The 22,147-nt window shown below is 74.6% G+C and carries 20 protein-coding genes and 1 pseudogene; 6 read left to right on the top strand and 15 right to left on the bottom strand.

The genetic code is table 11. The features are described 5' to 3' along the window. Positions 1 to 76 precede the first annotated feature (76 nt). The 8 genes from NH342_RS07820 to NH342_RS07785 form a co-directional block, all read right to left on the bottom strand. Complete coding sequence (locus tag NH342_RS07820) at positions 77 to 760, bottom strand: response regulator transcription factor (protein WP_253013432.1); 684 nt, start codon at positions 758 to 760, stop codon at positions 77 to 79. Next, a complete protein-coding gene (locus NH342_RS07815; RefSeq protein WP_253013430.1) occupies positions 757 to 2,289 on the bottom strand; it encodes an ATP-binding protein in 1,533 nt (510 codons plus the stop codon). The genes NH342_RS07820 and NH342_RS07815 overlap by 4 nt, the downstream gene beginning before the upstream one ends. Positions 2,290 to 2,377: 88 nt before the next feature. Then, positions 2,378 to 3,631, bottom strand: a complete 1,254-nt coding sequence (locus tag NH342_RS07810; RefSeq protein ID WP_253013428.1) for an ABC transporter substrate-binding protein — start codon at positions 3,629 to 3,631, stop codon at positions 2,378 to 2,380. A gap of 20 nt (positions 3,632 to 3,651) precedes the next feature. After that, positions 3,652 to 4,734 (bottom strand): branched-chain amino acid ABC transporter permease, encoded by a 1,083-nt coding sequence (locus NH342_RS07805; RefSeq protein WP_253013425.1) that lies wholly within the window; start codon positions 4,732 to 4,734, stop codon positions 3,652 to 3,654. Further along, positions 4,734 to 5,615 (bottom strand): branched-chain amino acid ABC transporter permease, encoded by an 882-nt coding sequence (locus tag NH342_RS07800; protein WP_253013423.1) that lies wholly within the window; start codon positions 5,613 to 5,615, stop codon positions 4,734 to 4,736. Before NH342_RS07800 ends, NH342_RS07805 begins: the two co-directional genes overlap by 1 nt. Next, complete coding sequence (locus tag NH342_RS07795; RefSeq protein ID WP_253013422.1) at positions 5,616 to 6,326, bottom strand: ABC transporter ATP-binding protein; 711 nt, start codon at positions 6,324 to 6,326, stop codon at positions 5,616 to 5,618. It abuts the gene before it with no gap. Further along, positions 6,323 to 7,072, bottom strand: a complete 750-nt coding sequence (locus NH342_RS07790) for an ABC transporter ATP-binding protein (protein ID WP_253013420.1) — start codon at positions 7,070 to 7,072, stop codon at positions 6,323 to 6,325. Before NH342_RS07790 ends, NH342_RS07795 begins: the two co-directional genes overlap by 4 nt. A 166-nt stretch (positions 7,073 to 7,238) precedes the next feature. Then, positions 7,239 to 8,900, bottom strand: a complete 1,662-nt coding sequence (locus tag NH342_RS07785; protein ID WP_253013418.1) for a CocE/NonD family hydrolase — start codon at positions 8,898 to 8,900, stop codon at positions 7,239 to 7,241. A gap of 213 nt (positions 8,901 to 9,113) precedes the next feature. Between NH342_RS07785 and NH342_RS07780 the strand changes: the two genes are divergently transcribed. Continuing rightward, a complete protein-coding gene (locus NH342_RS07780) occupies positions 9,114 to 9,767 on the top strand; it encodes a haloacid dehalogenase (RefSeq protein WP_253013416.1) in 654 nt (217 codons plus the stop codon). 164 nt (positions 9,768 to 9,931) lie between these two features. On the opposite strand, the gene NH342_RS07775 is transcribed toward NH342_RS07780, so the two are convergent. Then, positions 9,932 to 11,260 (bottom strand): aspartate aminotransferase family protein, encoded by a 1,329-nt coding sequence (locus NH342_RS07775; RefSeq protein WP_253013414.1) that lies wholly within the window; start codon positions 11,258 to 11,260, stop codon positions 9,932 to 9,934. Positions 11,261 to 11,325: 65 nt separating this feature from the next. On the opposite strand from NH342_RS07775, the gene NH342_RS07770 reads away from it, so the two are divergent. After that, positions 11,326 to 12,216: a LysR family transcriptional regulator gene (locus tag NH342_RS07770; protein ID WP_253013412.1), complete on the top strand. Its 891-nt coding sequence runs from the start codon at positions 11,326 to 11,328 to the stop codon at positions 12,214 to 12,216. A 4-nt stretch (positions 12,217 to 12,220) separates the two neighbouring features. Here NH342_RS07770 and NH342_RS07765 read toward each other — a convergent pair whose 3' ends face one another. Further along, a complete protein-coding gene (locus NH342_RS07765; RefSeq protein ID WP_253013410.1) occupies positions 12,221 to 13,027 on the bottom strand; it encodes a DNA-formamidopyrimidine glycosylase family protein in 807 nt (268 codons plus the stop codon). 20 nt (positions 13,028 to 13,047) lie between these two features. On the opposite strand from NH342_RS07765, the gene NH342_RS07760 reads away from it, so the two are divergent. Beyond that, positions 13,048 to 14,040, top strand: coding sequence for a TAXI family TRAP transporter solute-binding subunit (locus tag NH342_RS07760; protein WP_253013408.1), 993 nt, complete (start codon positions 13,048 to 13,050; stop codon positions 14,038 to 14,040). Here the strand turns inward: NH342_RS07760 and NH342_RS24140 are convergent. From NH342_RS24140 to NH342_RS07740, 4 genes are all read right to left on the bottom strand, one after another. Continuing rightward, positions 13,970 to 15,346 carry a HAMP domain-containing sensor histidine kinase gene (locus tag NH342_RS24140; protein ID WP_253013406.1) on the bottom strand — a complete coding sequence of 459 codons (1,377 nt, stop codon included), beginning with the start codon at positions 15,344 to 15,346 and terminating at the stop codon, positions 13,970 to 13,972. The genes NH342_RS07760 and NH342_RS24140 overlap by 71 nt on opposite strands. Further along, positions 15,343 to 16,014 (bottom strand): response regulator transcription factor, encoded by a 672-nt coding sequence (locus NH342_RS07750; protein WP_253013404.1) that lies wholly within the window; start codon positions 16,012 to 16,014, stop codon positions 15,343 to 15,345. The genes NH342_RS24140 and NH342_RS07750 overlap by 4 nt, the downstream gene beginning before the upstream one ends. A gap of 81 nt (positions 16,015 to 16,095) precedes the next feature. Further along, entirely contained in the window at positions 16,096 to 17,427 is a 1,332-nt protein-coding gene (locus NH342_RS07745; protein WP_253013402.1) for an MFS transporter, read from the bottom strand. Between the two features lie 88 nt (positions 17,428 to 17,515). Continuing rightward, the gene (locus NH342_RS07740; protein ID WP_253013400.1) at positions 17,516 to 18,355 is read right to left on the bottom strand and encodes a helix-turn-helix transcriptional regulator; all 840 of its coding nucleotides are present in this window, start codon (positions 18,353 to 18,355) and stop codon (positions 17,516 to 17,518) included. Between the two features lie 134 nt (positions 18,356 to 18,489). Between NH342_RS07740 and NH342_RS07735 the strand changes: the two genes are divergently transcribed. The 3 genes from NH342_RS07735 to NH342_RS07725 are packed head-to-tail and all read left to right on the top strand — an operon-like array spanning position 18,490 to position 21,809. Beyond that, positions 18,490 to 19,428, top strand: a complete 939-nt coding sequence (locus NH342_RS07735; protein WP_253013398.1) for an SDR family oxidoreductase — start codon at positions 18,490 to 18,492, stop codon at positions 19,426 to 19,428. Between the two features lie 44 nt (positions 19,429 to 19,472). Next, positions 19,473 to 19,760, top strand: coding sequence for a hypothetical protein (locus tag NH342_RS07730; RefSeq protein WP_253013396.1), 288 nt, complete (start codon positions 19,473 to 19,475; stop codon positions 19,758 to 19,760). Between the two features lie 48 nt (positions 19,761 to 19,808). Then, on the top strand, positions 19,809 to 21,809 hold the full coding sequence (locus NH342_RS07725) for a potassium transporter Kup (RefSeq protein WP_253013394.1): 2,001 nt from the start codon (positions 19,809 to 19,811) through the stop codon (positions 21,807 to 21,809). Between the two features lies 1 nt (position 21,810). Here NH342_RS07725 and NH342_RS07720 read toward each other — a convergent pair. Further along, positions 21,811 to 22,147: pseudogene (locus NH342_RS07720) on the bottom strand (amidase); the annotation flags it as partial.

Below are 22,147 nucleotides of genomic sequence, written 5' to 3'. Positions count from 1 at the left end.
CCGGGGCAACGGCGAGGCGGGTCAACGGGCGAGGCGGGACAACGGCGAGGCGGATCAGCGGCGGGCCGAGCGCGGCTCAGCCCTGGGGCGGGACCAGACCCTGGCGGACGGCGACCAGCGCGGCCTGGGTGCGCGAGGTCAGCTGCAGCTTGCGCAGCACGTTGCTGACGTGGGTGCGGGCGGTCCGCTCGCTGATCACCAGTTCGTCGGCGATCTCCTGGTTCGACCGGCCGTGCGCCACCAGCGCCAGCACGTCGCGCTCCCGGGCGGTCAGCGACCCCAGCCCGGTCGGCGGGGACACCATCTCCTGGGTGAGCTGCCGGGCCACCGCCGGGTCCAGGAACACCTCACCGCGGGCAGCCGCGCGGATCGCGGCCACCACCTCGGTGGGCTCGGCGTCCTTGAGCAGGTACCCCGACGCCCCGGCGGCCAGGGCCGCGTGCACCCGCTCCATCTCCCCGAAGCTGGTCAGCACCACGGTGCGCAGCTCGGGGTACTTCTCCCGGATCCTGGCGGTGGTCGCGACGCCGTCCATCTTGGGCATCAGCAGGTCGACCAGCACGACGTCGGGCAGCTCGCCGTGCACCGACAGCGCGTCCAGCCGGGCCAGCGCCTCCACGCCGTTGCCGGCCTCGGCGGCCACCTCGAGGTCGTCCAGCACCTCGAGGTAGGCCCGGATGCCGCGTCGGACGACGGCGTGGTCGTCGACGATGAGCACCCGCACCACCCCCTCGGTGGTCTCCTCCTGGGCTGCGGTCATGGCGTCCCCTCCTGGGCTCGACGGGGTGCGGGCAGCGGCACGACCGCACGCACCGAGGTGCCGGCGCCGCCGCGGGCGCGCGGCCCGACAGTCAGCGTGCCGCCCCACTTCTCCGCGCGTTCGCGCATGCTGGTCAGGCCGTACCCCTCGCGCGGCCGCTGCGGGGGCAGCCCGTGGCCGTCGTCGGTGACGGTGATCGCCAGCGACGACCCCCGCACCGCCACCCGCACGGTGACCCGTCCGGCCTCGGCGTGCTTGACCACGTTGTGCAGGGCCTCGGCGACGATCCGGTAGACGTCCTCGGACACCTCGTCGGCCAGCCCGTCCACCCCGGCGCCGACCTGCAGCGTCACCCGCATGCCGGTGCGGTTCGTGGTGCTCTCGGCCAGCGCCCGCAGCGCCTCCTGCAACCCCAGCGAGGTCGAGGACAGCGGCCGCAGCTCGTGCACCATCGCCCGCAGGTCGGCCAGCACCGTCTGCGACAGCACCCCGATCTCCTGCGCGATGCTGCGCACCCGGTCGGTCGGCAGGTCCCCGCGGGCGGCCACGACCCCGAGCACCTTGGCCTGCATCCCGATCGAGAACGCCTGCTGCACGATGCTGTCGTGCAGGTCGCGGGCCAGCCGCTGCCGCTCCTCGCGACGGGCCAGCTCCCGCTCGGCCTGCAGCAGGTCCGCGTGGTCCAGCGCCACCGCGGCCTGCTCGGCCATCGCGGTCAGGAACTCCAGGGTCTGGTTGCCGACCACCTGCCCCGGCGCCAGGTAGGCGTTCAGCACGCCCGCCGGCCGGCCGCGGATCGTCAGCGGCACGCTGGCGAACCAGCTCCAGTCAGAGTGGCTGAGGTACCCCCGCAGCGGCGCCCACGTCGGGTCGTCCCGCAGCATCGCCCACCGGTCCGGGATGACGACCGGCTCCTGCCGGCCGAACGCCTCGAAGATGGCCAGCCGGGCACCGCGCCGGCCGCACTCCAGCAGCCGGTCGAAGAAGTCGTCGCACTGCGGGAAGCCCGCCGAACCCATGATGCGCAGCCCCGAGCCGTTCTCGTCCATGCTCAGGATCTGCACGCCGGCCAGTGCGTCGGCCCGCAGCACCTCCCGGGCGAGCGCGTCCAGGGTCGCGGCCACCGAGCCCTGCCCGGCCAGCCGTGCCGACGCGCGGGCCAGGGCCGCCACCCGCCGGCGCCGGTGCCGCTCGGAGGTGCAGTCGCGGAAGGACACCACCTGCTCGCCGGTGGCGGCGTCCAGCAGGTGCGTGCGGTAGGCGAACTCGCGCACCGCCGGCGGGCCGCCGCCCGACCACGTGCAGACCAGTTCGGCACCGTCGTCGTCCAGCAGGCCCTGCGCACCCGTGGCGCCCGCGGTGGTCCGGAACGGCGACGCCGACCCCACCAGGTGCTCGGCGGGGACGCCGCACAGCTCCTCGGCGGCCGGGTTGAGCCGCAGCCAGCGGCCGTCGGCGTCCAGCACGGCCAGGCCGTCGGGGGCGCGGCGGACGACGTCGGCCCAGTCGGCGTCGACCAGCGGGTGCACGTGGCCTCCTCGGCCGGGGGTGTGGGGTTCCAGGATGCACAGCGGGCCGGGACCGGGGTGCGCCCCCGGTCCCGGCCCGCCGGGTCGATCAGTAGCCGTCGACCGGCCCGTAGCCGCCGGTGGCGGCGTCGTACCGGACCAGCTGCACGGTCGAGATCCCCGCCTCCGTCGAGCTGGTGGTGTCCACGGTGATGCCGTCGAGCAGCATCGGCGCCTGGTAGTCGCTGATCGAGCGCAGCGACTCCATGAACGAGTCGCGGGTCGGCTCCTCCATGCCCTGGAACACCTGGTCGAGCACCGCGCCCTCGGTGTAGCCCCACGTGCAGTGCGGCGTGTAGGTCGTCGCGATCTGCGAGCCGTACTGCTCGAAGGCCGCGTTGTAGGCCTGCACGTCCTCGTCCTCGGCGAAGGCCGGCGAGTTCGGGTTCTTGGAGAACGACGGCGTGTAGACCGCCGGGTAGGCCCCCGCCCCACCGGGCTGCAGGATCGTGCCCGGCGTGGAGGTGTTCGACGGCAGGAAGATCCGCGGCAGCCAGCCCAAGGACTGCGCCTTGGTCAGCACACCCACCTGCAGCGGCGTCACCGACACCGCGCTGAGCAGGACGTCGGCCCCGCTGGCTGCCAGCTCGGTGACCTGGGAGTCCAGCGTGGTGTCGGTCGGCTCGTAGGTCGCCGAGGCCACGACCTGCACCTGGCTGCCCTCGATGGCGGCGTTGAACCCGTCGAGGTAGCTCTCGCCGAAGTCGTCGTTCTGCGCCAGCGTCGCCACGGTGAGGGGCTGGTCGGCGTCGGCCAGCAGGGTGCCGAAGGCCTCGCCCTCGGTGGCGTAGGTGGGCAGCAGACCCTCGGTCCAGGGATGCGCCTCCTGGTCCTCGGAGAAGGTGCGGGCGCCGGTGGTGAGCAGCACCTGCGGCACCTGCTCCTCCTCCGCGATCGGCATGACCGCCGCGTTGGTCGGCGTCCCCAGGGCACCGACGTAGGCGAAGATGCCGTCGTTGACCAGCTGCCGGAAGTTCGACACCGCGCGGGCGGGGTCGTAGACGTCGTCGAGGTAGGTGAAGTCGACCTGCCGGGTCTTGCCGTCGCCGAACTCGAACCCTCCGTCGGCGTTCTTGGCCCCGATGTAGGCGGCGAGGCCTGCGACGGTGCACGAGCCGGGGCCGGCGGTCGGGCCCGACAGCGGGCTGCTGATCCCGATGCTGACCGAGTCGTCGGTGATCCCGGGGCTCGCGCCGTCGGAGCCGGGGCCCCCGGCAGTCTCGCCGCGGGTGCAGCCGGTCACGAGCAGGACGGCGATGCTCGCCGTCGCCAGCACGGCACCGGAGCGGTGGGTGTTCCTCATGGGGCGGGCCTTCCTGGTGGTCATCGTCGATCGGTGGAGGCAGCCGCCGGGGTGGGCACCGCAGGTGCCGTCCCGTCGGGGTCTGGGGTGGCCGGCGCGCCCTCGGCGGCCGGGGTGCGCCGGCGGCGCAGCAGCCCGCCGACGCGGCGGGGCAGCGAGGCCAGTCCGGCCGGCAGCACGAACAGCACGGCCAGCAGGACGGCGCCGGAGATGAGCGCGGTGCGCGAGGAGTTGACCTGCCCGGCGAGCACCGGGACCAGCACGAAGTAGAGGGCGCCCAGCGCCGTCCCGACGATGCTGGCCGAGCCGCCGATGACCATCGCCGCGACCAGGTTGATCGAGGTGGCGAAGACCAGCGTCTCGGGCGAGGTGTACTGCACGACGGCCAGGTACATGAAGCCGGACAGGCCGCCCAGCAGCGAGGCGATGGTGAACGCCAGCACCTTGGTGCGGTAGGGCGAGACGCCCATCGACAGCGCCACCGCCTCGTTCTCCTTCACCACCGCGAAGGACCGGCCGACGCGGCCGCGCACCAGGTTGCGCACCAGCAGGAAGACGACGACGGCGATGACCGTGACCACGTAGTAGCGCCACTGGTCGTTGGCCAGACCCGTCGCCTCCGGCGCCCGCAGGAAGCTCACGACCTGCCCCTGCGAACCGCCGGTGAGCCCGTCCAGCCGCCGGGCCAGCGGCACGCCGACGATGGGCAGCGCGATGGTGATCATGGCCAGGGCGAGGCCGCGCAACCGGGCCGCCGCCAGCGCGACGAGCATGCCCACCACCGCCGGCAGCAGGGCCGACAGCACCAGCGACAGCCACAGCGGCCAGCCGTGGACCACCCCGTAGGCCGTCACGTAGGCGCCCAGGCCGAGGAAGGCGCTCTGGCCGAGGGAGACCTGACCCGTGTAGCCCATGACCACGTTCAGGCCCAGCAGCGCCACGGCGAAGACCATGATCGAGGCCAGCTGGTAGTTGATGAACGGGCTGGAGACCAGCGGCGCGACGACCAGCACGACGGCGAGGGCGACCACGCCCACCAGCGCGGCGAGACGGGTCAGCGGCGACCGGCGGGCAGCGGTTGCGGTTGCGGTTGCGGTTGCCATCAGACGCGCACCGTCGTCTTCGTGCCGAACAGGCCCTGCGGCCGCAGCACGAGGATGACCATCACCGCGACGAACGGGACGGCGATCTTCAGGTCGTCGCCGACGACGTCCAGGTAGGCACCGGCGAGGGCCTCGGCGACGCCGATGAACCCGGCGGCCACGACCGCGCCGACCGGGGAGTCCAGGCCGCCCAGGATCGCCGCGGCCAGCGCGTAGACCAGGACGAAGTCCAGCATCCCGGGGCTGATGAACAGCTGCGGGGCGACCAGCACCCCGCCGATCGCGCCGAGCGCGGCGGCCAGGCCCCAGCCGACCATGAGCAACCGGCTCACCGGCAGCGCCGACAGCGCGGAGGACTGCGGGTTGTCGGCCACCGCCCGCATCGCCAGACCGAGCTTGGTCGAGCGGAACAGCAGCTGCAGCCCGGCCATCACGGCGAGCAGGACGACGATCGTGCCGATCGACCGCAGGCTGATGAACACCCCCAGCACCTCGAAGGTGCGGTTGGGGAACAGCGAGGGGAAGGGGTGCGGCTCGTAGCCGAAGAAGAACGCCGACCCGCCGGTGAGCAGCAGCAGCAGCGCGATGGTGGCGACGATGGCGGTGTCGGGCTCGCCGCGCTCGAAGTGCCGCATCACCCCGCGCTCCAGCACGGCGCCCAGCACGAAACCGGCGACCACGGCGGCCAGCAGGGCGACCAGCACCGGCACGCCGGCCCGCACCAGGGCGTAGGCGACGAAGGTGGCCGCGACGGCCATGCCGCCCTGCGCGAAGTTGATCAGCCCGGTGGCGCGGTAGACGAGCACGATGGCCAGGGCCAGGGCCGCGTAGATGGCCCCGTTGGACAGCCCGTCGACCACCACTTGGACGAAGTAGGACATTCAACCCCCCAGGTAGGCGCGGCGGACGGCGTCCATGCCGAGCAGTTCGGAGCTGGTGCCGTGCAGGGCGACGCGGCCGGTCTCCAGGACGGTGGCGTCGTCGACGACCGAGAACGCCAGGTTGGCGTTCTGCTCGACCACGACCATCGCGACCTGGGCCTCCCGCCGGAGCCGGACGACGGCGTCGTAGACCCGCCGGGCGGTGCTCGGCGCCAGGCCCAGGGAGGCCTCGTCGAGCAGCATCACCCGGGGCTTGGCCATGAAGGCCCGGCCCACGGCGAGCATCTGCTGCTCCCCGCCGGACAGCGCCGCCGCGTTGGACCGGATCCGTTCGGCCAGGTTGGGGAACAGGTCCAGGCAGTAGTCCAGGTCGGCCGAGATCGCCGCCTTGTCCTTGCGGCGGTAGGCACCGACCAGCAGGTTCTCCCGGACGGTGAGCTGGCCGAGCGTCCCGCGGCCCTCGGGCACGTGCGCGATCCCCAGCGCCGCGGTGCGGTCGGGCCCCAGACCGGAGATGTCCCGGCCCTCGAACAGGATCCGGCCGGTGGTGCGCACCATGCCGCTGATCGCCCGCAGCGTGGTCGTCTTCCCTGCGCCGTTGGCCCCGAGCAGGCCGGTGGCGCCGTGGTCGGGCAGGGACAGGGTGATGCCGTGCAGCACGTCGGCCTGGCCGTAGGAGGCCCGCACGTCCTGCAGCTCCAGCAGGCTCACGCCGCGTCCACCTCCTTGCCGAGGTAGGCCTCCACGACCCGGGGGTCGGACTGGGCCTGCGCGGCGGTGCCCTCCATGAGCTTGGCGCCGTGGTCGAGGACGACGACGCGGTCGGTGAGCGCCGAGATCAGGCCCATGTGGTGCTCCACGACGACGACGGTCAGGTCGAACTCCTCGCGCACCTCGCGGACGGTGCTGATCAGGGCCTCGACCTCGCCGTGCGAGAGACCGGCCGCGGGCTCGTCGAGCAGCAGCAGCGAGGGCCGGGACAGCAGCGCCCGGCACAGCTCCACGCCCTTGTGCAAGCCGTGGGACAGCTCGTCGGCGACGGTGTGCGCGGCCCAGCCCAGGCCGGTGCGCTCCAGCAGCTCCAGCGCGCGGTCGCGGGCCTGCCGCTCGTGCCGGCGGGTGGTGGGCAGCCGCAGCGCCCAGGACACCGGGCCGCCGGGCAGCCACGAGTGCGCGCCGAGCATGACGTTCTCCAGCACGGTGGCGTCCGGCCGCAGTGCCGGGTGCTGGAACGTGCGGGCCAGGCCGAGCCGGGCCATCCGCCAGGCCGGCGTCCGCACCGTCTCGGTGCCGCCGACCAGGATCGAGCCCGCCGTGGGCTGGTAGTGCCCGCTGATGCAGTTGAACAGCGAGGTCTTGCCGGCCCCGTTCGGCCCGACCAGACCGAGGATCTCCCCCCGCGGTGCGTCGAAGGAGACGTCGTCGAGCACGGTGATGCCGCCGAAGCGCAGGGACACCCCCCGCACGCTCAGGCCCGGCTTTGCCGGTGGCGTCGTCGCCATCGGTGCTCCCCCTCCGTCGTGGACCGCTGAGGGAAAGCTATGGAGCACAGGTGTGAGCCGGAACACCGCTTTGTCGCCGTCGGTGCGGGCCGGTTGGCGCGCACCGACAGCGACATCCGTCCTATGCCTGCACCGGCAGGACGGGGACGAGCAGGTGCGAGCCAAGCGCTCCGCCGGTGTGCACGGTGTGCCGGCCGTCGTTGACCGTGTCGGTGTGCCGGGCGTAGGTCAGGTGCTCGGGGTAGCGCATGACGTCGGTGCCCTGCACGACCAGCAGCAGCGTCTCCCCCGCCGCGAACCGGGTGCCCGAGGGCCAGACCTCGACGTCGAGCCGGGTGGGTTCGCCGGGCACCAGCGGCAGGGCACGGCGGTGGGCCAGCACCGGCAGGTGCTCGGTGCTGAGGTCCTCGTCCAGCTCCCGGTGCGAGGCACGCAGCCAGCCCAGCGCGACCGGGCCGTCCTCGAACTGGCCGTAGTGCGCGAACCCGACCTGCTCCCCCGCCGCGTCGAGCTTGAACAGGGCGAGGAAGACGTCGGCGTCCTCGGTCTCCGCGGACAGGTGCAGCACGGCGCGGACGTGGCCGACCAGCTGCACCGGCTCGTCGAAGGTGATCGCGAAGGTGGCCCGGCGCGGGGCGAGCCCGCTGCCCAGCCCGTCGTAGGACGCCGTCCCCTCCCGGTCGGGCGGGCTCCAGGACAGCGAGCCGTCGACGGCGTCCAGGTGCAGGGGGCGCAGCTCGACGTCCTCCAGCGGCCACTGCCGGGCGTCGCGCCAGGTGCCCTGCCCGTAGGCCTCGCGGACCTCGGCGCGCACCGGGGGCTGGTCGTCCAGGCCCGGGCCGCGGCCCAGCAGGTACCGGTCGAAGAAAGCGCGCTGCCGCTCGACGAGCTCGGGCTCGTAGTAGTAGGCCCACTTCTTCCGGCCGTGCACGTCCAGCCACTTCTCCGCCGACCCCAGGCGGCGGAAGCCCTCCAATGTGCCGCGGCTGTGCAGGCCGTGGTCGGCCCAGCTGGCCACCACGTAGGCGGGCACCCGCACGGCCTCCAGGTCGGGGGTCTTGCTGGCCCAGAAGTCGTCGAACCAGGGGTGGGCGGCGGTCTCGGCCTCGAGGTCCTCCACCTCGGTGGTGCTCGCCCCCCAGCGCTCCCAGATGTAGGGCCAGAAGGAGGTCTCCGGGATGCCGCCGTGCCGGGCGACCTCGCGGTAGGTGTCGTTCCAGCCCTCCCACGGGTTGATGGCGCCCAGGTGCGGCGGGTCCAGCGCGGCGACGAACCACTGCAGGCTGGACAGGTAGGACACCCCCGACAGGCCGACCCTGCCGGCGCTCCACGGCCGGGTGCCGGCCCACTCGACCAGGTCGGCGAAGGCGGCGGCCTCCTCTGGGGAGTGGTAGGTGGCCCGGCCCTGCGAGTACCAGGTGCCGGGGACGTCGGCGAGCACGATCGCGTAGCCGTGCGGCACCCAGTACTCGGGGTCGGGCGCCTCGAAGGTGGTCAGGTCCGACGTCCACTCCGGGCGGACCCCGGCGCGGGGGTAGATCTGGCCGATCGGTGCCGGGTTGTGCTTGCCGTAGGGCGACCAGCTGACCAGCGGTGCGGCCGGCACGTCGGTGTCGGGCCGGTACACGTCGACGTACAGCACGTGGCCCTCGTCGCCGAAGGGGACCGCGACGTCGCGCTCCACGACCATGCCCGGGCGGTGCTCGACGCGGTGCTCTGGCGGCCGGCCGCCCCGGGACTCCGGCGTGCTGCGCGGTGGTCGGAACAGGTAGCGGTCGGTCACGGCGTCCTCCGGGTGCACCCGGCCGCCTCGGCTCGGCGCGCCGGTCACCCGGGACGCTCCGCCCCGGGGGTGACCGCCCACCAGCGTCATCCGTCTCGACCCGCGTGCGCCCCCCGTTGACCGTGCAGGACGGCACCGCCGGCACGCCGCTCACCGGCGCGTCAGCGGTGCGCTCCTGCACGGTCGACGAGGGGGATCTGCCAGGCTCGCCGGGTGTTCGTGACGATCGACCTGTTCAGCGCGCTGGTCGACAGCCGCACCGGCGCGGCGCCCGTGCTCGCGGCGCTGGCCGCCGACCAGGGCCATGACGTCGACGGCGGGGAGCTGTACGACGACTGGGACACCCGGAACAAGGCCTCCCAGCGCGACCGCACCGACTGGGCGCCCTTCGCCGAGCACTGCCGGACGGCGCTCGCCGCGACCTGGGCGGCCCGGGGCTGGGACGCCGCCGATGCCCCGGCGGGTGCGCTGCTGGACTCGCTGCCGGACTGGCCGCTGTGGCCCGACGTCTCCGACGCCCTGCCCCGGCTGCGGGAGGCCCACCGGGTCGGCGTGCTGTCCAACGTCGACGACGACCTGCTCGCCCGCACCCGGGTGGCCCCGCTGGTCGACGACGCCGACCGGCTGACCAGCGAGCGGCTGCGCGCCTACAAGCCGGCCGCGCTGCTCTACCGGCGGGCCGTGGAGGCCGGCGTCGACGTGCACGTGCCGGCGTCGGCCCGCGACACCCGCGGCGCACTGGAGGCCGGCATCGCCGTCGTCCGCGTCGCCCGGCCCGGGCACCGCACCGACCCCGCCGGGCCGCAGCCCGCGCACACCGTCAGCGACCTCCACGGGTTGGCCGGGATCCTCGACCGCCTCGGCTGAGGACGGAGCGGGCCCGCCCTCGGGGTGAGGACGGGCCCGCTCGGTGCGTGCGGCTCGGTGCTTGCGGTCGCGCACCGTGCGCTTGGCGTAGGGCACGCCGACCGTGGCGGCCAGCTTCACCACGACCCAGCCGACGGCGGCGAAGGCGTTCTTCTTGGCGGCCATCAGCGGGCACCTGCATTCGTGAGGGTTGCCTTCACCGACCCACGCAGCGCCTGGTCCAGCACCGCCAGGCCCTCGTCCAGCTCGGCGTCGGTCGCGGTCAGCGGCGGTGCGATCCGGAACACCCCCGACATGCCCTTCAGCTGCACCACGTTCATGTGCAGGCCCAGCTCGTAGCAGCGCCGGGTGACCTCCGCACCGAGGGTGTCCGAGCCCTGCTTGGTGGTCCGGTCGACCACCAGCTCCAGGCCCTGCAGCAGGCCACGCCCGCGGACGTCGCCCACCACCTCGTGCTCGTCGGCCAGTGCCCGCAGCCCCGCCCCCAGCCGGGCACCGAGCTCGGCGGCCCGGACGTCGAGCCGGTCGCGCTCCAGCACGTCGAGCACCGTCGTCCCCACCGCTGCGACCAGCGGGTCGGAGGCGTGCGTGGTCAGGAACAGGAAGCCGCGCTCGTGCGCGGCGGCCTCGATCTCCGCGCTGGTGACGACGGCGGCCAGCGGCAGCCCGGCGCCGAGGGTCTTGGACAGCGTGATGATGTCGGGGACGACGCCGTCGCGCTCGAAGGCGTACCAGGTGCCGGTGCGGCACAGCCCGGTCTGCGCCTCGTCGAGGACCAGCAGCATCCCCCGTTCCCGGCACTTGCGCTGCAGTGCGGCCAGGTATCCCGGCGGTGGCTCGATGATCCCGCCCGAGCTCAGGATCGGTTCCACGATGCAGGCCGCCAGCGCGCCGGTGGACTGCGCGTCGACCATCGCGAACGCCAGGTCCAGCTGCCGGGCCCAGTCCAGCTGACCGTCGGCGTCGACGACGTCGGGCCGGTAGGAGTTCGGCGTCGGGATGGCGAAGTTGCCCGGTGCGGCGGGGCCGTAGCCCGTGCGGCCGGCGCTGTAGGTCGCGCCGGCGGCGGCGCCGGTCATGCCGTGCCAGGAACCGGAGAACGCGACCACCTCGTGCCCACCGGTGACCAGCTTCGCCAGCCGCAGCGCGGCCTCGTTGGACTCCGCGCCCGTGGTGAGCAGCAGCACCTGGGTCAGCGGGTCGGGCAGCGAGGCGGCCAGCCGCTCCGCCAGCTCCAGCACCGGGCGGCTCAGCATGCCGCTGAACAGGTGGTCCAGCCGGCCGACCTGGTCGCGCACGGTGGCCACCACGTCGGGGTGGGAGTGGCCGAGGATCGCGCTCATCTGGCCGGAGGTGAAGTCGAGCAGACGCCGGCCGGACTCCGTGGTCACGTAGCTGCCCTGTGCCGAGGCGATCACCTCCGGGGTGAAGCTGCCCGTGCCCAGGTACCGGATCAGGTGGCGCTCGAGGTCCATGCCGACCAGCGTGGCCACCCGCACTGCGCAGGTCCAGCACGTGTTCCCGACGCTGCTGTGCAGTCCTGCCGCACACTGGCGCCGTGCTCAACCCGTGGCGGCTGAAGCTGCTGGTCGACCTGCAGGAGCTCGGCACCGTGCGCGCGGTCGCCGGCCGGGCCCACCTGAGCCCGTCGGCGGTGAGCCAGCAGCTGGCCGTGCTGGAGCGCGAGACCGGCACCGACCTGCTGGAGCGGGAGGGCCGGCGGGTGCGGCTCACCCCGGCCGGGCAGCTGCTCGCCGCCCGGTCCCGCGACGTGCTGCACCGCCTGGAGCAGCTGTCGGCCGGCGACCGGGACGCACCGTCGGGCACCGTGCAGCTGGCGGTGTTCCAGAGCGCGGTGCACGCCCTCGCCGTCCCGGCCGCCGAGGCGGTGGCCGCCGCGCACCCCGCCGTCGAGGTGGTCGTGCTCGAGCTGGAGCCGCACGAGAGCATGCCGGCGCTGCGGCGTGGGGACGTCGACGTCATCGTCACCACCACCGACCTGGCCGGCACCGAGCTCGGCCCCGCGGTGGACCTGCTGCCGCTGGGCACCGACGAGGTCGTCGCGGTGCTGCCGCCGGGCCACCCCGCCGCGGCCGCCGAGCGGCTGGACCTCGCGTCCTGCGCCGGGGAGCGGTGGACGCTGGACGTCCCCGGCTCCTACATGTCCGAGCTGGTCACCCGCCGCTGCCGGGACGCCGGGTTCGAGCCGCACGTGGTCTGCCGGCTGCAGAACTACCTGGTCGCGCTGCAGCACGTGGAGGCCGGCCGGTCGGTGGCGCTGCTGCCCTCCCTCGCCGTCGACACCCGCTTCGACGTCCTCACCCGGCCGCTGGACCCGCCGTCCGTCCGCCGGGTGGTGGCCGCGCTCCGGCGCCCCTCGGCGGCGCAGCCGGCCGTGCGGGTGGTGCTGGACCAGCTGCGGACGACGGCCGCGCCCGTGCTCGGGTGACGGCTCAGGTCTGGCAGCGCGGGCACCACCAGGTGTGCCGCACCCCCGGCTCGTTCGGGATCTCCGGGCTGAACTCCAGTCTGGTCCCGCAGCGGCGGCAGGGCTCGCCGGTGCGGCCGTAGACGTAGTACCGCTCCCCGGGCCGGGTGTTGCCGGTGGTCACCCGACCGGGGCCACCGGGCTGGACGGCGAAGCGCATGGCCCGCACCGCCAGCTTGACCAGCGGCTCCACGTCGACCTGGCCGACCGGGGTGAAGGGCAGGTGGCCGCGCAGGAACGCCAGCTCGTTGACCCACACGTTGCCCAGGCCGAGCACCAGCCGCTGGTCCAGCAGCGCCGACACCAGCGGCCGGTCGGGCCGGGCCTGCAGGTTGGCCGTGGCCTGCGCGATGACCTCCGTGGCCGGCCGGGTGTCGTCGAGCAGGTCGGGGCCCAGGTGGCCGACGACGGTGTGCTCGGCCTCGGTGGGCAGCAGCTCGACCACCGGCAGCCGCAGCCCGATGGCGGTGGGACCGCTGGTGGCCAGCACCAGCCGGGCGTCGCCCATCAGCCGGCGTGGCAGCAGCTTGCCGTGGCCGACGATGCTCCACTCGCCGTCCATCTCCAGGTGGGTGTGCAGCGTGACCGCCCGCCCGGCGTGGTCGAAGCGGGTGAGCATGTGCTTGCCCCGCGGCACCAGCGACAGGACGCGGGCGCCGGTGAGGTCGGCGGTGGCGAACCGGGGGACGCGGAAGTCGCTGCTCTCGACCTGGGTGCCCACCAGCGGCTGCATCCGGCGGGCGAGCCGGTAGATCGTGTCACCTTCGGGCATGAGGACCCCACCGTAGAGCGGTGCGCGTCCCTAGGCTCGGGGACGTGCACAGCCGGCGTCGGTTCCTGGGTGGGCTGCTGGCCGTCGGGGCCGCGGCCGTGCTGCCGGGGTGCTCGTCCTCCGGCCCGGCCGACGGCGCCACCGGCCGGCTGCGGATCGCCACCGGTTCCCCCGGCGCGGTGTTCGAGCGCTACGGCTCGGCGCTGGCGGCCGAGGCCGGCCTGCTCATGCCCGGGGTCGCCGCCGACGTGCTGACCACCACCGGGTCGGTGGACAACGACCTGGCGCTGGCCGACGGCCGGGCCGACGTCGCCTTCTCCCTGGGTGACACCGCGCTGCTGGCGCTGGCCGGCGCCGACCCCTTCACCGCGCCGCTGGACCCGACCGGGCTGGCCCGGCTCTACGACAGCTTCCTGCAGGTGGTCGTCCCCCGGGACTCCCCCGTCGCCACCCTCGCCGACCTCGCGGGCCGGCGGCTGGCCGACGGCGGGACCGGCTCGGGCGGGCGGGTGGTGGTCGACCGGTGCCTGGCGGCGGTGGGCGTCGGCGGCCAGGTGGAGCTGGAGGGCGGACCGCTGGCCGACGGCGCGGAGCTGCTGCGCACCGGCGCGGTGGACGCGCTGGCCTACGTCAGCGGCTTCCCCGTGCCGGCCCTGGTGCAGCTCGCGGCCCAGCTGCCCCTGCGCGCCCTGGACCTCGGTGACCTGGTGGGCCCGCTGGTCGAGGCCCACGGCCCGCAGTACGTCGCCGGACCGCTGCCCGCCGGGCCCTACGGGCTGCCCGAGGCGGTGCGGACGGTCGCGGTCAAGACCTACCTGCTCGCGGCGCCGGAGCTGTCGGAGGCGGCCGCCTACGGCGTGTGCAGCGTGGTGTTCGACCGGCAGGACGCCATCCGCGCCCGGGTGCCCGACGTCCGCCAGCCCACGGTCGCCGCCGGCATGTTCACCCAGCCGGTACCGCTGCACCCTGGGGCGCTGCGGTGGTTCCGTGACCACGACCGGCGGGGAGGCTGACCGCCACCCGCAACCCGGGCCCGGCCGCCTGCACGGTCGTCGTCCCCCCGGCGTCCTGCACCCGGCCGGCCACGATCGCCAGCCCCAGGCCGGTGCCGTCGACGTCGGCGTGCCGGGCCAGCCGGTGGAACCGGCGGCCCAGCTCGGCCGCCTCCGCGGGCGTCACCCCAGGCCCGTGGTCGCGGACGGCGAGCACGCAGCCCACGTCCGAGGCCGTCAGCGCCACCTCGACGGCGGCGTCCGGGGCGTACTTGACCGCGTTGTCCAGCAGCGCGTCGACCAGGGTCTCCACCAGGTCGCGCTCCAGCACCGCCGGCACCGCGTGGCCGGGCAGCTGCAGGGTCAGCCGGCCGGCGAACAGCGGCTCCCACAGCTGCACCCGCTCGCGCACCCGGGCGACGACGTCCTGGGCGACCGGCTCGCGGTCGGCGGCCCCGGTGCGGCTGACCTCGACCAGCCCGTCGAGGATCCGCGCCATCCGGTCGGTCTCGGCCAGCACCGGGCCCACCTCGGCCGGCCGGTCGGCGGCCAGGGACTCCAGCCGCAGCCGCAGCGCGGTCAGCGGGTTGGCCAGCTGGTGGGAGACGTCGGCGACCAGGTCGCGCTGCTGCTGCTGGGACCGCTCCACCTGCGCGGACATGGTGTTGAAGGACTCGGCCAGCCGGCGCAGCTCCGGTGGGCCCTCGACGCGGGCCCGCGCGGGCCGGCCGGCACCGACCTCGCGGACCTGGTCGTCCAGGTCGTGCAGCGGCCGGGCGATCCAGCCGACCAGCGGGCTGGCCACCAGCCAGCCGAGCAGGCCCAGCAGCACCAGGCTGGCCAGCGCCGCGACCGCGATGCGGACGGCCACCTCGTCGCGGACCCAGCCGGTGTCCTCGACCAGCAGGACCGCGCCGAGCACCTGCGCGTCCCGGCCCACCGGGGTGGCCACCACCAGCGGGCCGGTGTCCCAGGGCCAGATCGCCGACGGCGGGGCCGAGGGCACGCCGTCCAGCGCGGCCCGCAGCGACGCCTCGACCACGGCGCCGCCGGGCAGTGCGGTGCCGGAGGAGGCCAGCAGCGACCCGTCGGTGCCCACCAGCCAGGCCTGCACCCCGGTGACCTCGCGGTAGCGCTGCAGGTCCGGGGTCAGCACGTCCGGGTCGTCGGCGGCCGCGAGCGTGGCGAACCGGGTCGCGGCCGACAGCCGCTCCTGGTGCAGGTCGTCGGCCCGGCCCTCGGCGTGGTTCACCAGCAGCGGGACGACGAGCGCGGCCAGCAGCCCGGCCGTGGTCAGCAGCGCGAGCACCAGCAGCCGGCGCCTCACCGCTCACCCCGCGGCACCAGCCGGTAGCCCACCCCGCGGACGGTCTCCACCACGTCGGCGCCGAGCTTGGCCCGCAGCGTGCCGACGTGGACGTCGAGGGTCCGCGAGGCACCGATCCAGGTGGTGTCCCAGACCTCCTCCATCAGCGCGGCCCGGGTGACCGGCCGGCCGGCGTGCCGCAGGAGCGCGGCCAGCAGCTCGGCCTCCTTGGCCGTCAGGGCCACCTCGCCGTCGGCGGTGCGCACCCGCCGGGCCTCGACGTCGAGGGAGAACCCGGCGTCCAAGGCCGGCGCCGGCGCCGGGCGGCCGCCGCTGCGCCGCGTGACGGCCTCCATCCGAGCCTGCAGCACCGCCAGGCTGTAGGGCTTGACCACGTAGTCGTCGACACCGGCCCGCAGCGCCGCGACCACCGAGGCCTCGGCCCGCCGGGCGGTGAGCGCGACGACGGCCACGCCGCTGCGCTCGCGGATCCGGGCGCACACCCACAGTCCGTCGTGGTCGGGCAGCCCCATGTCCAGCAGCACCAGGTCGACGGCCGGGTCGTCGTCCAGCGCGGCCAGCGCGTCGCGACCGGTCGCGGCGTGCCGCACCGTCCACCCGCTCCCCCGGAGGCCCTGGGTCAGCGCCTCGGCGACACCGGCGTCGTCCTCGACCAGCAGCACCCGCACCCCGCACCCCTCCGTCCGCGCGCACGGTACCGGGCCGCGGCGTCCGCCACGGCCCGGTACGCGGTCCTGGTCAGCTGCGGGTCAGACCCGAGCGGGCTCCGGAGTACGCACGACCTCGGTGTCCAGGAAGTTCCGCATCCGCTGCAGGACGAACACGTAGACCACCAGGGAGACCGCGATCGCGATGGTCACGTAGACCGCGAAGGCCGACTGCGCGTCGTTCTCGGTGGCCGCCTCGTAGATGACCGGGGCGGTGCCGCCGAACATCGAGTTGGCCAGCGCGTAGCCCAGGCCGACGCCGAGCGCCCGGACGTGGGAGGGGAACAGCTCGGCCTTCACCACGGCGTTGATCGAGGTGTAGCCGGTGAGGACGACGTAGGTCCCGGTGATGAGCAGGAAGGACGCGACCGGGCTGGACACCGTGGGCAGCAGGGTGAGGAAGGTGTAGGTCCACAGCACCCCGGCGATGCCGAAGCCGATCAGCAGCGGCCGGCGGCCGACCCGGTCGGACAGCCACCCGCCGACGGGCTGCATGAGCATGAGCAGGACCAGCGCGATGAAGTTGATCCAGGTGCCGGTCATGCCGTCCTCGGCGTAGACGCCCTTGATGATGCGGGGGCCGTTGACGCTGTAGGTGTAGAAGGCGATGGTGCCGCCGAGGGTGACCAGGAAGCAGACCAGCAGCTGCTTGGGGTAGGCGGTGAACAGCTCCACCATCGAGCCGGACTTCTTGGTGCCGTCGGACTGGAGGGTCTCGTCCATGCTGCGGCGCAGGAAGAGGACGACCACGGCGCTCACCGCGCCGATGAAGAACGCGATGCGCCAGCCGTAGGCGTTGATCTGCTCGTCGGTGAGGACGGCCTGCTGGACGAGCAGCGTGGCCTGGGCGAGCACGTGGCCGCCGACCAGGGTGACGTACTGGAAGGAGGAGAAGAACCCGCGCCGGCCCTGGGTCGCCGCCTCGGACATGTAGGTGGCCGACGTCCCGTACTCACCGCCGGTGGCGAAGCCCTGCACCAGCCGGCAGAGCACCAGCAGGACGACGGCGCCGGCGCCGATCGTCTCCGCCGTCGGGGTGACCGCGATGACCAGCGACGCGCCGGCCATCAGGGAGATGCTGAACACCAGGGCCGGACGGCGGCCGTGCCGGTCGGCGTAGCGGCCGAAGAACCACGAGCCCACCGGCCGCATGACGAAGGTGACCGCGAAGATGGCCAGCGTGTAGATGCCGGCGTTGGGCTCGCCGGCGGCGAAGAAGTTGGCCTGCAGGTAGGTCGCGAAGACCGTGTAGATGTAGACGTCGTACCACTCGACGAGGTTGCCCAGCGACCCCCGGATCGTGTTGTAGACCGCTCTGCGGGTGGACGGGGCGGACAGCGGCGCGGGCTGCGCTGCGGGGGACGTCGTCGCCATGGGGCACCTCCGTTGGTGTCGGTGCGCACACGCTAGGTATGACCGCGACCACACCCCGAGCCCCTGGGACCCCTTCTTGACGAAGGCTTTACAGAGCCCGCGCGGCCACCACCGACAGCAGCTGCAGCTTCTCCGCGGTCCCGCTGCCGGGGGCGGCGGTGTAGACGAGCAGGAGATGGCCCTGCTCGGTGTCCCGCAGGGTCTGGCACTGCAGCTCGAGCAGACCGACCTCGGGGTGCACGAACCGCTTGTGCTCCTGCGGGCGCAGGCCGACCTCGTGCAGCTCCCACACCCGGCGGAACTCCTCGCTGCGGCCCAGCAGATCCTCGGCGAGCGCCGCGGCCCGCGACCGCGGCCCCCGCACCGACACCACCCCGCGCAGGCCCGAGGCCCACAGCCGGGACAGGTACGCGTGGTCGTCGGGGTGGTAGCGCCGCCGCACCTCCGGGTCGGTGAACCAGCGGTACCCCAGGCTGCGGGCCGGCCCGGTGCGCTGCGCGGCGTCCCCGAGGAGCGCGACGCCCAGGCGGGTCTGCCGCAGCGTCTCCCCCAGCTCGGTGACCACCTCGGCCGGGGTGTCGTCGAGCCGGTCCAGGATGCGCAGCGTGCCGGGGCCGACGTGCAGGCCCTCCGCGCCGCGCGGCGGTGGCTGGTGGCCGGCCAGCCGGAACAGGTGGTCGCGCTGGTCCAACGTCAGGTGCAGGCCCTGCGCGATGGCGGCGACCATCGACCCCGACGGCTGCGGTCCGCGCTCCCGCTCCAGCCGCGAGTAGTAGTCCGGCGACATGTGCGCCAGCGCGGCCACCTCCTCGCGGCGCAGACCCGCCGTCCGGCGCCGGGGCCCACGCGGCAGGCCGACGTCCTCGGGCTGCAGGGACTCCCGGCAGCGGCGCAGGAAGTCGGCCAGCCCGGCCCGGTCGATGTCCACGCCGTGATCCTGCCCGGCGGGTCGGCACCGATCCAGGGCCCAGCCTGGGCCTGCGGGTCCCAGGTTCGGCAGGTCGTGGTGCGCGCCGGCCGGCCGGGGCAGCGTGGTCGGCACACCGACCCGAGGAGCACACCGTGGCCCGCACCCCCCAGCTCGTCCCCCTCCCCGACCTCACCGGCCGCCGCGCCGTCGTCACCGGCGCCAGCGACGGCATGGGCCGGGTCATCGCCACCCGGCTGGCCTCGGCCGGCGCCGAGGTGGTGCTGCCGGTGCGCAACCCCGCCAAGGGGGAGGCCACCCTTGCCGCGGTCCGCGCCGCCGTCCCCGGCGCCGACGTCTCGCTGCGCGAGCTCGACCTGTCCTCGCTCGCCTCGGTCGCCGCCCTCGGCGACGCCCTGCGCGCCGAGGACCGGCCGGTGCACCTGCTGGTCAACAACGCCGGGGTGATGACGCCGCCCGCGCGGCAGACCACCGCCGACGGCCACGAACTGCAGTGGGGGACCAACCACCTCGGCCACGTCGCCCTGGTCGGCCACCTGCTGCCGCTGCTGGTCGCCGGCCGGGCCCGGGTGGTGTCCCAGCTCAGCATCGCCGCCGCCCGCGGCACCGTGCAGGTCGACGACCCGGACTCGCAGCGCTCCTACGACGGCATGCGCGCCTACCGCTCCTCCAAGATCGCCCTCGGCCTGTTCGGCCTGGAGCTGCAGCGCCGGAGCACCGCCGCCGGCTGGGGCATCACCAGCGCGCTGTCCCACCCCGGCGTGGCCCCCAGCAACCTGCTGGCCGCCCGGCCCGAGGTCGGCCGCAGCTCCGACACCGCCGCACGCCGGGTGATCCGGTTCCTGTCCGCCCGTGGCCTGCTGGTCGGCACCGTCGAGAGCGCCGCCGAGCCCGCGCTGCTCGCGGCCACCGCCCGCGACGCCGGTGGCGCGTTCTTCGGGCCCTCCGGACCGGGCCACGTGGGTGGACCACCGGCCCGGCAGGACCTCTACCGCACGCTCACCGACCCGGCCGCGGCCGCCCGCGTGTGGGACCTGTCGCTGTCCCGGACCGGGGTGCCCATCGACGCGTAGCCCGTCGTCGAACACGTGTTCGACAACCGTGGCATGCTGTCGGGGTGGCGGGTCGGACGGGCGAGCCGCCGGAGGGCGTCTCGGCGCCCGTCCGGCCGGCGCAGCACTGCTGGGTGACCGGCATGCCCGGCCAGCTGGACGACGCCTGGCCGGCCATCCTGCTCGGCTGGGGGCGAGACGGAGACGGCCGGTGGTGGGGCCGGGTGGCCTACACCGTGCCGCAGGGTCTGGGGCCGGCGGTGATCGACACCTGGGTGCAGGCCGGCTACCTGCGCAGGCTCGAGCCCGAACCCCGCCGTCCCTCCCCCAGCCGGCGCCGCTTCCCCAACTAGGGCGAGCCCCGGCGCGCAGCACAGGTCCAGGAGGTTCACTGTCGCCTCGTGACCGAGCAGACCGCCCCCGTGCCGACGCACGAGGGGCCCACCGGACGGGGCCGGGTGCGCCCGAGCGGGACCCCCACCCGGGCCGCGCTCACCCTCGGCGCCCTCGGCGTCGTCTTCGGTGACATCGGCACCAGCCCGATCTACACGCTGCAGACCCTCTTCAGTCCCGACGACCCGCACCCGGTGCCGCTGACCGAGCCCAACCTGCTCGGCCTGCTGTCGCTGATCTTCTGGGCCGCGACGACCGTGGTCACCGGGCTCTACGTCGGGGTGGTGCTGCACGCCGACAACCACGGCGAGGGCGGCATCATGTCGCTGATCACCCTGGTCGGGCGCCGCGGCCGGGACGGGCGGAAGCTGCCCGCGGTGGTCGTCCGCCGGCTGGCGCTGGCCGGCATCGCCGGGGCCGCGCTGTTCCTCGCCGACAGCATGATCACCCCGGCCATCTCGGTGCTGTCCGCCGTCGAGGGCGTCGCGGTCGTCGACCCCGCGCTGGGTGGGTTCGTCGTCCCGGTCGTGCTGGTCATCGTGGTGGCCCTCTTCGCCGTCCAGCGGTTCGGCACCGCCCGGGTGGGTGCCGCCTTCGGGCCGGTGATGGTGCTGTGGTTCCTGGTCATCGGGCTGTCCGGGCTGGCCCGGGTGGTCGCCGAGCCCGGCGTGCTGCGCGCGCTCTCGCCCACCTACGCGATCGGCTTCTTCCTCGAGCGGCCCGGCACCGCGTTCTTCGCCCTGGCCGCGGTGGTGCTGGTCATCACCGGGGCCGAGGCCCTCTACGCCGACCTCGGCCACTTCGGCCGGGCCCCGATCACCCGCGCCTGGCTCTTCCTGGTCTACCCGGCCTGCATGCTGTCCTACTACGGGCAGGGCGCGCTGGTCATCGGCGACCTCTCCCCCGACGGCCCGATCACCGCGCCGTTCTTCCGGGTGGTCCCCGGCTGGGCGCTCGTCCCGCTGGTCGTGCTGGCCACCGTGGCCACGGTCATCGCCTCCCAGGCGGTGATCACCGGCGCGTTCTCCGTCGTCCGGCAGGCCGTGCAGCTGGGCTACCTGCCGCGGCTGCGGATCGTGCACACCTCGGCGCACACCATCGGGCAGGTCTACGTGCCCTACGTCAACTACGGGCTGATGGTCGCCGTCGTCCTGCTGGTGGTGTCCTTCCGCAGCTCGGCGGCGCTCGCCTTCGCCTACGGCATGGCGGTGACCTGCACGGTGCTGGTGACGATCGTGCTGACGTCGGTCGTCGCGGTGCACCGGTGGGGCTGGCCGCGGCCGGCGGTGCTGACCGGGGCAGGCCTCGTCGGGCTGGTCATGCTGGGCTTCCTGGCCGCCAACCTGACCAAGCTGGCCCACGGCGCCTGGGTGCCGCTGGTGATCGGTGTCGGGCTGTTCACCGTGATGACCACGTGGTTCCGCGGCCGGCTGCTGGTGACCCGGCGCCGGCACGAGCAGGAGGGCCCGCTGGACGACCTGCTCACCGACGCCTGCGCGCCCGGCTCACCGGTGGTCCGGGTGCCGGGGACGGCGGTCTACCTCAACCGGTCGGTCAAGGGCGCCGAGCCGCCGGCCCCGCTGGCGATGCGCTCGACGGTCGAGCACCTGCACGCCCTGCACGAGCGGGTGCTGGTGGTCTCGCTGACCACCGCGCTGAGCCCGTGGGTGGTCGACGAGGAGATCGGCACCGTCACCGTGCCCGAGGGCAGCGACGGGTCGGTCGTGCTGGTGACCCTGCACTTCGGCTACCGGCAGCGCACCGACGTGCCCAAGGCCCTGGCGCGGGCGCTGGCCGACGCCGAGCTCGACGTCGACCTCGACGGGGCGTCGTGGTTCCTGTCCACCATCGACGTGCACCGCTCCCCCGGCCACCACCGGCCCGGGGAGCTGCCGCGGTGGCGGCGCGCGGTGTTCACCGCCACCTCGCACCTGACCACCGACGCCGCCCGCTCCTTCGAGCTGCCCAAGGACCGCACCGTCGTGATGGGCGCCCGGATCGAGGTCTGAGCTACAGGGCGCGGTCCCACCCGGCCAGCAGGCCGGTCAATGCGGTGTCCGCACCCGGCGCACCGAGCAGCGCCACCCCGGCCGGGTGGCCACCGACCAGCCCGGCCGGGGCCACCGCCGAGGGCAGGCCGCCGAGCCCGGCCAGGTAGGTCAGCCGCAGGGTCGCCCCGCGCAGCGCCGCCTTCTCCGCCGCCGGTGCCTCCACCGGGGGTGCGGTGGTGCTGGTGGCCGGGGCGAGGACGGCGGTGCCCGGCCCGACCCGCTCCCGCAGCGCCGTCCGGGCCGCCGCGACCACCTCCCCGGCCTGCGCGGCCTCCTCGGCGGTGACCGCGGCGGCG

The organism is Klenkia sp. PcliD-1-E (assembly GCF_024124375.1).
Lineage (GTDB): Bacteria > Actinomycetota > Actinomycetes > Mycobacteriales > Geodermatophilaceae > Klenkia.
Note: the sequence above shows the minus strand (reverse complement) of the source record. Positions and strands in the feature narration are given on the sequence as shown.